This is a genomic window from Sphingomonas caseinilytica (assembly GCF_023516455.1).
Taxonomy (GTDB): Bacteria; Pseudomonadota; Alphaproteobacteria; order Sphingomonadales; family Sphingomonadaceae; genus Sphingomicrobium; species Sphingomicrobium caseinilyticum.
This window is the reverse complement of sequence record NZ_JAMGBA010000001.1, coordinates 612,138-623,499: the sequence shown is the minus strand read 5'-3', so window position 1 is coordinate 623,499 and position 11,362 is coordinate 612,138. Positions and strand designations below refer to the sequence as shown.

Annotated in this window: 9 protein-coding genes; 8 read left to right on the top strand and 1 reads right to left on the bottom strand. The window is 64.4% G+C overall.

Features of this window, described 5'->3' with window-relative positions; all coding sequences use genetic code 11:
• The first annotated feature begins 6 nt into the window (after window positions 1-6).
• From LZ496_RS03100 to LZ496_RS03080, 5 genes are read left to right on the top strand one after another with little or no spacing between them, the layout of a single operon-like run.
• Entirely contained in the window at window positions 7-897 is an 891-nt protein-coding gene (locus LZ496_RS03100; RefSeq protein WP_249903127.1) for an alpha/beta fold hydrolase, read from the top strand.
• A gap of 55 nt (window positions 898-952) precedes the next feature.
• Window positions 953-2,641 (top strand): FAD-dependent oxidoreductase, encoded by a 1,689-nt coding sequence (locus LZ496_RS03095; RefSeq protein WP_366516681.1) that lies wholly within the window; start codon window positions 953-955, stop codon window positions 2,639-2,641.
• A gap of 39 nt (window positions 2,642-2,680) precedes the next feature.
• Window positions 2,681-3,457, top strand: a complete 777-nt coding sequence (locus LZ496_RS03090; protein ID WP_249903126.1) for a type III pantothenate kinase — start codon at window positions 2,681-2,683, stop codon at window positions 3,455-3,457.
• Entirely contained in the window at window positions 3,454-5,094 is a 1,641-nt protein-coding gene (locus LZ496_RS03085; RefSeq protein ID WP_249903125.1) for a ribonuclease J, read from the top strand. The genes LZ496_RS03090 and LZ496_RS03085 overlap by 4 nt, the downstream gene beginning before the upstream one ends.
• Window positions 5,091-5,351: a DUF1467 family protein gene (locus LZ496_RS03080; protein WP_249903124.1), complete on the top strand. Its 261-nt coding sequence runs from the start codon at window positions 5,091-5,093 to the stop codon at window positions 5,349-5,351. The genes LZ496_RS03085 and LZ496_RS03080 overlap by 4 nt, the downstream gene beginning before the upstream one ends.
• 7 nt (window positions 5,352-5,358) lie before the next feature.
• On the opposite strand, the gene LZ496_RS03075 is transcribed toward LZ496_RS03080, so the two are convergent.
• Window positions 5,359-7,668 carry a coiled-coil domain-containing protein gene (locus LZ496_RS03075; protein WP_249903123.1) on the bottom strand — a complete coding sequence of 770 codons (2,310 nt, stop codon included), beginning with the start codon at window positions 7,666-7,668 and terminating at the stop codon, window positions 5,359-5,361.
• Between the two features lie 132 nt (window positions 7,669-7,800).
• Here LZ496_RS03075 and LZ496_RS03070 point away from each other — a divergent pair, with 132 nt between their 5' ends.
• Genes LZ496_RS03070 through LZ496_RS03060 form a run of 3 tightly spaced genes read left to right on the top strand, consistent with a single transcriptional unit; the run spans window position 7,801 to window position 11,358 of the window.
• Window positions 7,801-8,991, top strand: coding sequence for a hypothetical protein (locus tag LZ496_RS03070; RefSeq protein ID WP_249903122.1), 1,191 nt, complete (start codon window positions 7,801-7,803; stop codon window positions 8,989-8,991).
• Window positions 8,992-9,026: 35 nt separating this feature from the next.
• Window positions 9,027-10,040: a hypothetical protein gene (locus tag LZ496_RS03065; RefSeq protein ID WP_249903121.1), complete on the top strand. Its 1,014-nt coding sequence runs from the start codon at window positions 9,027-9,029 to the stop codon at window positions 10,038-10,040.
• Complete coding sequence (locus LZ496_RS03060; RefSeq protein WP_249903120.1) at window positions 10,033-11,358, top strand: sensor histidine kinase; 1,326 nt, start codon at window positions 10,033-10,035, stop codon at window positions 11,356-11,358. The genes LZ496_RS03065 and LZ496_RS03060 overlap by 8 nt, the downstream gene beginning before the upstream one ends.
• Window positions 11,359-11,362 lie beyond the last annotated feature (4 nt).

Sequence of the window (11,362 nt, the reverse complement as noted above, 5' to 3'; positions counted from 1 at the left end):
ACACAGATGAGCATAGTCACCACCAAGGACGGCACCCGGATCTTCTACAAGGATTGGGGTCCGAAAGATGCGCAGCCGATTGTCTTTCACCACGGATGGCCGCTGTCGTCCGACGATTGGGACAATCAGATGCTGTTCTTCCTGAACGAAGGGTATCGGGTCATCGCCCATGACCGGCGCGGTCACGGACGGTCGGACCAGACCGATGGCGGCAATGAAATGGATACCTACGCATCGGACGTCGAAGACCTGGTGACTGCGCTGGATCTCAAAAATGCGTTCCATGTCGGCCATTCGACCGGCGGCGGCGAGGTCGCCCATTATGTCGCGCGCGCGCAGCCTGGCCGGGTAGCCAAAGCTGTCCTGTTCGAAGCGGTGCCGCCGGTCATGGTGAAGAAGGAATCCAACCCCGGCGGATTGCCGATCGAAGTGTTCGACGGCTTCCGCAAGGCGCTGTTGGACAACCGCGCCCAATTCTACCTCGATATCCCGTCCGGCCCCTTCTACGGCTTCAACCGTCCGGGGGCACAGGTCAGCCAGGGCCTGATCTACAATTGGTGGCGTCAAGGCATGATGGGCAGCGCCAAGGCCGGCTATGAATGCATCAAGGCATTCTCCGAGACCGACTTCACCGAGGATCTGAAGAAGATCGATGTGCCGGTCCTGGTCATCCACAGCGAGGACGACCAGATCGTTCCCTATGCGGATTCCGGGCCCTTGTCCGCTGCACTGCTGAAGAACGGCAGCCTCAAGACCTACAAGGACTTGCCGCACGGCTGTGCCCAGACGCACCCGGATATCGTGAACGCCGATCTCTTGGCATTCTTCCGCGGCGAGGAGCTGCCGGACGAGCAGCCGAAGGTCGACGTCCATCTGGAGGCGCCGACCCCCGCATGATGTCAGGCGGTCATTTCGGGAGGGAGGCCGGGCGAAAGCCCGGCCTCCGCCAACTGTGAGCGAGTCGCTGACCCGGACGACGCTCGATGGGCGCGAGGAGCAGATGTTCCCGCGTCTGACGGCGCTCGAAATCGATCGGTTGCGGCGCTTTGGCGAGCTCCAAACGTTCAACACTGGCGACATGCTGGTCCGAGCCGGTGAGGAGGGGCACGGCCTCAAGATATTGCTTTCGGGGCAGGTAGAGATTCTTCAGCACGACCAGACCGGTCGCCGCATCTCCATTGTGACACATGAGACCGGATCGTTCATGGGCGAACTGGCCCAGCTTTCCGGACGTCCGTCGCTGGTCAATGCGGAGGCGCTGACCGACGGCGAATTCATCTCGATCGCACCGGACCGCCTTCGGGCGGTGCTGGTCGCCGAAGCTGAGCTTGGCGAGCGGATCATGCGCGCCCTGATCCTGCGCCGTGTCGGCCTGATCGAGCGCGGCGCGGGTCCGATCATCGTTGGGGTCGAAGCGAACGGCGATGTCCTCCGGCTGGTCAATTTCCTCCGCCGGAACGGCCACCCGTTCCTGAGGCTCGATCCTGAAACCGATACTTGCGGCCAGGCGCTGGTGGACCGCTTTCACGTCGACGAGCGCGCGCTACCGATCGTGCTGTGCCCGAGCGGGAAGCTGCTTCGAAATCCAGGAGAGGAGCAGCTGGCTCGTTGTCTCGGGCTGGTTGGCCCGATCGATCCCGAGAAGCTGTTCGACGTAGCAATCATCGGCACCGGACCGGCGGGCCTGGCGACAGCGGTTTATGCCGCCTCCGAAGGACTGTCGGTGCTTGCGCTCGATTGCCGTTCGTTCGGCGGGCAGGCGGGGGCGTCCTCACGGATCGAGAATTACCTCGGCTTCCCGACCGGAATTTCGGGCATGGCGCTGATGGGCCGGGCTTATAGCCAGGCTCAAAAATTCGGGGTCGAAATGGCGATTCCCGATGAAGCCATAAGGCTCCACTGCGGCAACGATCCCTGCAAGCTGGAGCTGGCCAACGGCGAGGAGGTGCAGGCGAGGTCGATCGTCATTGCCTCTGGCGCCCGCTATCGCCGGCTGGAGGTTGCCGATCTTCATCTGTTCGAGGGGATTTCGGTACATTACTGGGCCTCCCCGCTGGAGGGGGATCTTTGCGCCGACAATGAGGTCGCGCTGGTCGGCGGCGGGAATTCCGCGGGGCAGGCGACGGTCTATCTGGCGTCCAAGGCCAAGAAGGTGACTTTGGTCGCCCGACGGCCATTAAGCCGGACAATGTCGAGCTATCTGGTCGAACGGATCGAAAGCCTGCCGAACGTCGACGTCGTGATCGGGGCGGAAGTCGCCGGGCTGGAGGGGGAAGAGGGCAAGCTTTCCGCCGTCACCTTGCGCAATCGGGCATCTGGAGAGGAGCAGCGGCGAGAGATATCCCACCTCTTCTCCTTCATCGGCGCCGAACCGAACACGGACTGGCTGGCGGGGACGGGCATCAAGCTCGACCCGCGCGGCTTCGTTCTGACCGGCTCCGATGCTGGCGACGACCATTATCCGCTTGGCACCAGTCGGCGCGGCATCTTCGCGATCGGTGACGTTCGGTCGGGCTCGGTCAAGCGCGTCGCGGCGGCGGTTGGCGATGGGGCGCAGGTGGTTGCTGCCATCCACCTTTACCTCGCGGCAGCAGGGGAAGGGCCGATCATCGCTGCCCAGCCCATGCCGGCCGCCGTCTGACGCTTCCAGAACCTCGGTTCATGCCTTAAGGCGCGATCCATGCTGCTTGCGATCGATGCCGGGAACACCAACCTCGTCTTTGCCCTGGTCGACGGGCAGGAGATCAAGGCGCGATGGCGAATTGCCACCGATCCCCGGAGGACCGCCGACGAATATGCCGTCTGGTTGCACCAGCTCCTGGAACTGGAAGGCTATGGCCGGGACGATGTCAGCCAGGTTATCATCGGCACGGTCGTCCCGCGGGCGCTTCACAATCTTGAGGTGCTCAGCTCCAAATATTTCGGCGTGAAGGCGCTGGTCGCGGGGCAGGGGGATGCGGAGTGGCCGCTAGCGCTGGACGTTGCCGACCCGCAAAGCGTCGGCGCCGACCGGGCACTCAATGTCATGGCCGCTCATGCCAAGCATCAGGGCGACCTGCTCGTCATCGACTTTGGAACCGCCGCCACCTTCGACGTCGTCGATTACAGCGGGGCTTATAAGGGCGGGATCATCGCGCCCGGCATCAACCTCAGCCTCGACGCGCTCGTCTCAGCCGCCGCGAAATTGCCACGCATCGCGATCGCCGCGCCGGAAGACAAAAGCGTCGTTGGGCGAACCACGGAAACGCAAATGCAGATCGGCGTTTACTGGGGATATGTGGCAATGATCGAGGGGCTGGTGGCCAGACTGAAAGCGGAGATCGGGCGGCCGGTGACGGTGATCGCCACCGGGGGCCTCGCCATATTGTTCGACAAGAATACTGACGCATTCGACGTGATCGAACCTGACCTGACGATCCAGGGACTCGCATTGCTCGCGGCCGGAAGCTCGAAATGACGCCGGGCGAAGAACTGCTTTTCCTCGCCCTCGGCGGGTCCGGCGAGATTGGCATGAACGTCAATCTCTACGGCTGTCGCGGCAAATGGCTGATGGCCGACCTTGGCCTGACCTTCGCGGATCCCGACTATCCGGGGGTTGAGCTCATCCTTCCCGAACTCGAATTCATCGAGGAACGGATGAAGGATCTGGTCGGAATCGTGCTGACCCATGGCCATGAGGACCATATCGGAGCGCTCCCCTATCTCGCCGCCGATCTCAAGGTGCCGCTCTATGCCACGCCCTTCACTGCTGGACTCATCGCCGGAAAGCTCGAGGAGGAGGGGCTGACCGGACAGGTGGAGTTGCGGGTCATTGACCGTGGCGGCTCGATCGATCTCGATCCATTCCGGGTGACTTATGTGCCGCTGGCCCACTCCATCCCCGAAGGAAACGGGCTGCTGATTGAAACGCCGTTCGGCAAGATCTTCCACACGGGCGACTGGAAAATCGACGAGACGCCGGTGCTCGGCCATCCAAGTTCGGCCGAGACGCTGACGGAGATCGGCGACAGCGGCGTCCTGGCGCTGGTCTGCGATTCCACCAATGCCTTCGTGAATAGCGCGTCGGGCAGCGAATCCTCGGTCCATGAAGCCCTTCGCAACGAGGTGATGAAGGCGCGAGGCCGCGTGCTCATCACCACCTTCGCGTCCAACGCCGCTCGGCTTGAGACGATCGGCCGGGTGGCGATCGAAACCAACCGCAAGGTCGTAGTCGCTGGCCGGAGCCTCGATCGCATCCTGAAGGTCGCCAAGGCCACCGGATACCTGCTCGACTTCCCGGAGACACTTCGCTTCGACGAGGCGATGACGCTGCCCAAGGAGGATGTGCTGATCATCGCCACCGGCGGGCAGGGGGAGTCGCGCGCCGCGCTGGCCCGGATTGCGTTCGGCCAGCATGAGCTGAAGATCGGCGAGGGCGACACGGTGATCTTCTCGTCCAAGCAGATCCCCGGCAATGAGATGGCGATCGGCCGGATCATGAACGCGCTCAGTGATCTTGGTGTCATCACGGTCACCGAGCGACAGGCGCATATCCATGTATCCGGACATCCGGGAAGGCCGGAGCTTGCAGCCATGTATCGCTGGATACGGCCGGAGATTCTCGTGCCGGTCCATGGCGAGATGCGGCACATGCGTGAGCAAGCGCGCCTTGGCCTTGCTGAGGGCGTTCCTAGCGCCATCGTCCAGAAGAATGGTGACCTCATCCGTCTTGCTCCCGACGGGCCAACGAAAATCGGAGAGGAGCGGGTCGGCAGGCTCGTGCTCGACGGCGATGTCATCTTGCCGGCCGATGGATCCACCCTCAATGAGCGCCGCAAGATTGCCCACAACGGCCTGATGGCGGTCGCGGTGCCGATCGACGCGCAAGGCCGGCTTTCCGGCAAGGTGCAGATCCGGTTGTTCGGCGTTCCAGTAGAGCAGGACCGGGAGGACTTCCTGGCCGACGCCTGCGACGCGGCCGAGCGTGCTTATGAACCGACGCGTGAGGTCGAGAAGGTTCGTGAAGCGGTCCGGTTGGCGGTGCGCCGTTGCGCGACGCTGTGGACGGGCAAGAAGCCGGTCGTCGACGTCATGCTGGTCGAGGTCGCCGTATGAAGTGGACGTCGGTCCTTGCCATCTATTTCCTGATTTTCTGTCTTACCGCCTTCATCACCTTGCCGTTCGGCGTGAAGACGGCAGAAGAAGCGGGGGCGGAGCGGGTCGCTGGGCAAGCGGATAGCGCTCCGCATCGCTTCGACCTGCCGGGACATCTGATCCGAGCGGGCGTGATCGCGGCGCTTATGACTGCGCTATTCGTCGCCAATTACCAGTTCGGCTGGATCACGGTCGACGACCTCGACTTCTACAATTGACGGCGCCCTAAAGCTTCTTCTCAACCGATTGCGCCAGGGCGGCGTAGAGCTTGCCCATGTCGCTCGACATCAGGGTGACGGCAATCATTCCGCCGTCGCGCTCGGCGAGGACCCGCCGCAGCATCGCTTCGAAATCCTGGACATAATGATTGACCGCGTTCCGGAACTCCGGATCGGTCTCATATTGTCCGGCGATCGCCTTGGTTTCGGTCCCACCCAGAAGCCGCACGGCGCGGCGGGTGAACACCCCGCGATTGCCCTTGAGATAATGGTTCCATGCCTTGTCGTCGATCTCGTCACTCAGGATCTTCTGAACGTCGATGGCGGCCGAATGCATCGAATCCATCAGCAGCGAGACGCGAAGCGCGAATTCTTCGCCGCTATCCTTGAGCTGAGCCTCACGGTTCCGTTCAATATGGGCTTCCAGCGCCACGGCACTCTGGCCGATCGAGAGCATTTGCGCGGTAAGCCGGTCCGAAGCCTCGCGGGCCGTCTCGACTGCGCGCGCGGCAACGGTGTCGAGCTCGATCAGCTTGGCTTCGACGCTTTCGCGGACGGCCTTCTCCAGGGCCTGGCGCGTGGCCTTGCTCATTTCGCCGGCGCTTTCCGGGATGACCTTGGCAATGGCTTCGCGGGCGCGTTCCGCCGCATGGGCCGCTGCTTCGCGCACCTGGACAAGCGCATTGACCAATGCCGGTCCGGTCTCGTTCGACAGGCGGCCCGCTTCCTGGCTGGCGGCGGCGATGGAGGCGCTGAGTTCCGTGAGCCGCTCCTCCGCCTGGCTGACGCCAAGGTCGACAGAGGTCATCAGGGCGGCGAGGCGTTCCTGCTGAGCCTCGACATTAGACGCGCCGGATTCGATGCGGTTGGCGGCTTCGATCGCCGCGTCGCGCATCTGCTCGATATTGGGCCGTGCCGTTTCGGCCGAAGCAAGCAAGCGCGCCGCGCCCGCTTCTGCATCGGCCAGTGTCGACGTCATCTGGCCCGACAGCATCAGGCCAAGCTCATCGAGACCCGAACGGAGCCGCTCCGTCCGATTTGCGAGCCCATCGATGCTGTTGTCATGGCCGGACGTGGCGGCAGACAATTGCTCCAGTTCGCCGCGCAGCCGTCCAAGCGCAGTCTGTATCTGGCCAGCGCGCTCATCGCCCGTGCGCGCAACTTCCGTGAACCGCTCGTCGAGTGCCGCGAGACCAAGGTCGAGGTCGGCGACGAGCCGTTGGGAAGCGCGTTCCTGCTCGGCAATTCGGGAACTGAGGCCGTCCAATGCCGATCCGGCGCCGGCCAGCCTTTCCCCAAGCAATTCGGCCGCATCGATGCCGGCACGGCCGATTCCTGCCCGGCTTTGCGCGACGAGCGCCGAAACCGCGGTCGCCTGTGCGTCGACCCCGGTGCGGATCTCCGCAAGTGCTTCCGCCGAACGAGCAAGCAGTTCGTCGACCGTTGCACGGGTCGCTTCGCCTGCCTGCGAAATGCTGGCGGTTGCGCCGTTTCCGGCGGCTTCGATCTGGCTGAGGTTGGCAAGCAGGCGCTGTGACGCTTCGCGCACGATCGCATCGGCTTGCTCGGCCTGTGTGGAGAGCTGACCAACCTGATGTTCGAATTGTGCTGCCTGCTCGATGGCGGAACGGCCGGCGCTGCGCAGGCTGTCGGCCATTCGCTTGGCGCTGTCCTCGGCCTGCGGAAGGTCGGTGAGAAGGACGCCGATGTCGGTTCGCGCGGATTCAGCGGCCCGGTCCAGCGCCGCGCCATGCTCGGCCAGGGTCCGCGACCCTTCGTTTAGCTGGGCGGTTATCGATCCGAGGCGGTTCGCGGCCTGGTCGCCAAGGCCCATCAGGTCGCCGGCCATCACGCCAAGCGAGCGGTGATTCTCGGCAACCTGCTGCTGCAGCGCCGCCAGTACATCCTGAAGCGCACGCGCCTCGGTCCGCATCGTGATTACGGACCGCGTGAATTTCTCCGCTTCCTTACGGCGCGTCCGTCCGAACATCAGCCAGACGAGGCCCAACAGTGCCAGCGGTCCAGCCATGATCGCGACCCACTGGGCAATCTGCGGGCTGGTCAGCGGTTCGGTCGCGAGCGCGCGGCCTGCGGACCAGGCGGTATAGCCGACCCACAGCAGCGCCAGGATCGAAAGCGCCCAACCCAGCACCTGACGGCCGCCTTCGGTGGCGATGCCATGAATGTCGCGGGTCTCCGCCCAACTCATCCGATCGAAGCTTGGCCCGCCATACACCTCTTCGCCTTCGACCGTCGGGATCTCCTCCACCTGGTTGTGGAGTGGCTCATGCTGGGCGCGATGCGGGCTGGTGCTCATGACCGGGGAGTTTACCACCTTTGTTGGGTGGGAAAAGCGACAAAAGGGCACAGTCCAGGGTAGAAATTATCACCGGGGCTGCCCTATGGTCCGTGACTTCAGGGGGGAACTTCAAGTCAAGCGGGGTTAGCCATGGCGCTCGGCGCCTTGATCGGTGCCTATCAGGAAGACGATTCGGGCGGGCTTCGAGCCCTGCTTCCGCTCGCTGGCCGTACATTGGTGGAATTTCAGGCACGCTGCCTTGCCGCTGCCGGCGCAGCGCCGCTGGTCGTGCTGGTCGAGCGCGTTCCGCCAGCCCTCAACGAAGCGTTCGATCGCCTTCGGTCGGAGGGAATTTCGATCATTCCCGTCAGCGACGGGAGCGAGGCGGCGAGCCGCTTCGAGGCCGGCAACGACCTCATCCTCCTCGCCGACGGTATTTTGCCGGACATGGGCGACCTGGAGCGGCTTCTCGAAGAAGGCGGGAGCGCGATCCTGACGGTTCCGGATGACGAGGCTCATTCGGAATTCGAGCGCATCGATGGCACGAACCGCTGGGCCGGGTTGGCGCGGGTCGATTCCAACATGGTCGGGGCAACCGCCGCTATGCTTGGCGATTGGGACCTCCAATCGACCTTGCTGCGGCGGGCCATCCAGTCGGGTTCCCGGCTCCTGAAATCGTCGGACGCAGAGGGGCGGGGGCCATTTCTTGCGGCGAACGAGGAAGGCGTGGCGGGCTATGAACGCAGGCTAATCGTTGCTTCGCGCGCCGTCCGTGAGGATTGGGTCAGCCGCTACCTCCTCCCCATGGTCGAGGAGTTCGCCACCGAAAAGCTGATGGAAACCGCGGTCAGGCCCAGCTGGCTGGTCCAGGCAGGACTGGTGATGACGGTTGGCGGGGCGTTTTGCTTCAGCCGCGGATGGCACTGGGGAGCGATTGCGCTGTTGGTGCTGTCGACCCCGCTCGACCTCGTCGCGCAGCGTCTTGCCACGCTTCGCCTGCAGCCGCTGAGCCCGGCGATGCTGTCCCGGCGCCTTTTATGGCCTGCCGCGGGCCTCGCCTTACTCGCGCTCGGCTGGTTCGAAATGAACCACGATTCGGGCTGGGGGGCGCTGATGGCCGCCTTGGGCGCGGGCGCCTTCGCCGAAGCGGCGCAGGTCGAACGGTCCGGGCGGACGTTACCGGGCAGCGAATGGCATTTTTCGCGGCGATCGGCGATCTGGCTGGCGCTGCCCTTTGCGATCGGCGGCTGGTGGTCGGCCTATCTTGGATTGCTCGCAGTCTATGCGGCGACCAGCTTTTTCATTGCCCAGCACTTTCGTCACATTGTCGAACGGGATTGACCGCGCGTTAACCCCATCTGTTTTATGAAGACAGAATGATGCCCGTGGAATGGCCGCTCGCTGCTGGTGCAGCCGACCGCCCGGTCGATCCCGCGCGCCCACACGCGGGTCGCGACCGGCTGCCCGCAGTCATGACCGATTTCTTCCTCGATGAAGCCAGCAGGCTGACCGATGAAGAGCGGGCGCTGATGGCAGCCATGCTCCGCTCGCTCGTTCTCGAGGTTGCCGACGAGCTGATTTCCCAATTGCCGCCTTTGCTTGGTGCAAAGGCTGAACACCTGCGCGACGGCCTTTACCGCCAGCTTCGCAATGCCGGGCTTCTGGAACGGCAGGGGCTGGTCAGCCTACTTCTGCGCAGGGCGGACGAGCAACAGCTCTCGGGGCACGCCCATCGCGGAACGTCGATGCTGGGATCGCTCGTCGGAGACCAGGATGGCTCGGTCGCCGAAAGCGCCATGGCATTGACCTTGGCTCGGGGCCGCCGGCTGGACAAGTTCGGGCGCCTTGGTGCGGAATTCGACGATGTCGCGGCGGAAGATGCCGTGGCCCTGGTCAATTCAGTTGCAGCAGCGCTCTGGCATGGATTGGACAGCGATTCGGAAATGGCGCTGATCGAGGCCGTACGCGCGGTCCTCGCACGCCATGACGAAGGACGGAGGTTGGAGGCGACCGTCGCGTCACTGGCTCGGGGTCTCGAATCCACTGGCCGAGGCGACGATGGGATGGTCGCGACCTTGGCTGGCGAAGGCGACGCTGCCTTGCTGGCGGGGCTGCTTGCCCGTCGTGCGGGTATCGATCCGGACGACGCCTGGCGGATGTTCACGAGCGGCGAGGCGATGATGCTGGCACGGCTGGCAGGATGCGAGCGGGCCACGGCCGCGCAGATCCTGGCAGCGTTCGAACCCATGTCGGGCGCCCATTCGGCGGAACGGTTCATCGACCGCTTCGATGGGATTGACGATGCAGTCGTCGAGGAGCGTCGCCATTGGCTGCGGCTCGATCCGCATTATCGCACCGCGCGCCAGGCATTTGGGCTGGCCCATGGCTAGCGTTCCTTCCGATCTTGGACCGGTCAGCGGACGAGTCGACCGCGACGGTCGGCTGGTAGAGGCGGACGCGCCGCTGCTGAAGCTCCAGCAGGAGGCGGGGTCGAAGTTGGGCGCCCCGCTCGCGCTACCGCAACTGGCCGCGGTAGCGCGATCGGCGATCAAGCTTGGTGTGCCTCTTTCGCGCGCGGTCATTGCAGCATCGAGCGACCAGGATATCGATCTTTGGGTTCGCGCCGAGCCCGACGCCGAAGGGGCGAGGCTGACCATCGAAGGATGGAAGTCGCGACCACCTGCGCCACCACGGCTGACGCTGGTCGGCAGCGAACCGCTCCCGGACGAAGACGAGGGTAGCGAGGCTCTGAGCTTCACAACCGACGCCGAGCTGAAAATCACGCGGATGGGCGAGACCTTGGCGGAGCGGCTGGGTATCGATGCTGCAAGCGCGGTCGGCGACCCGCTGACGCGGCATTTCCTGCTTAGCGATGACGGTCATGGCATGCCGCTCTTGTCAGCCATCGCCGCCCGCCGCGATTTTACCGGGCAGCGCGCCAAGCTTCGCGGAAAGAACGACATCGAATTGACCCTTGAGGGCGTGGCATTGGTCACGTCGTCGGGGCTCGGCGGCTATGAAATCGAAGTGGCCGTGGACGGCGACGACCGGCATCACGGCGGGCTGGCCATCGACGCCTCACTGGACGAAGCGCTGCGTTCGCCTCTCGACCGGATCATCGCCGCGGCGGAACGCATCGTGGACCGCAGCGAAGGGCCGCTGAGGAGCGATTATGCGGCTTATGCCGGAGACATCGCCGCGGCCGGCCGGCATCTTTTGTCCGTCGTCCATTCGATCACCGACCAGCAGGCGCCGGCCTCCAGTGCTCAGCTCAACCTGGTCGATTGCGCAACGGAAGCGATGCAGCTCGTCCATCCTCGCGCCGAGGAGCGCTCGATCCACCTTGAACGGGTCGGCGCAGATGAGGCGCTGACGGCCAGCGGCGAGCCGCGCGGAGTTGTCCAGATTCTCGTCAATCTGCTGAACAATGCGGTCCGCCATTCGCCGGAAGGCGCTACCGTCGCCGTCATCGCCGAGCGCCGGGGCGATAGTGTGGCCGTGACGGTGGCCGACGAAGGACCCGGGGTTGCCGAGGCAGACCAGGAGCGAATTTTCGAGCGCTACGAACGCGCCGACACATCGCCCGAGGGGAGCGGACTCGGTCTCGCCATCTCGCGGCGCCTTGCCCGATCAATGGGCGGCGATATCGAGTTGGTGAGCACGCCCGGGCAGGGCGCGCGCTTCACTTTGGTCCTGCCAGGAGCCTGAGCGC

Coding starts and splice junctions, on each gene's coding strand:
- LZ496_RS03060 (WP_249903120.1), top strand. CDS start 10,033: ATGGCTAGCGTTCCTTCCGATCTTGGACCGGTCAGCGGACGAGTCGAC.
- LZ496_RS03070 (WP_249903122.1), top strand. CDS start 7,801: ATGGCGCTCGGCGCCTTGATCGGTGCCTATCAGGAAGACGATTCGGGC.
- LZ496_RS03080 (WP_249903124.1), top strand. CDS start 5,091: ATGAAGTGGACGTCGGTCCTTGCCATCTATTTCCTGATTTTCTGTCTT.
- LZ496_RS03075 (WP_249903123.1), bottom strand. CDS start 7,668: ATGAGCACCAGCCCGCATCGCGCCCAGCATGAGCCACTCCACAACCAG.
- LZ496_RS03100 (WP_249903127.1), top strand. CDS start 7: ATGAGCATAGTCACCACCAAGGACGGCACCCGGATCTTCTACAAGGAT.
- LZ496_RS03065 (WP_249903121.1), top strand. CDS start 9,027: ATGATGCCCGTGGAATGGCCGCTCGCTGCTGGTGCAGCCGACCGCCCG.
- LZ496_RS03085 (WP_249903125.1), top strand. CDS start 3,454: ATGACGCCGGGCGAAGAACTGCTTTTCCTCGCCCTCGGCGGGTCCGGC.
- LZ496_RS03090 (WP_249903126.1), top strand. CDS start 2,681: ATGCTGCTTGCGATCGATGCCGGGAACACCAACCTCGTCTTTGCCCTG.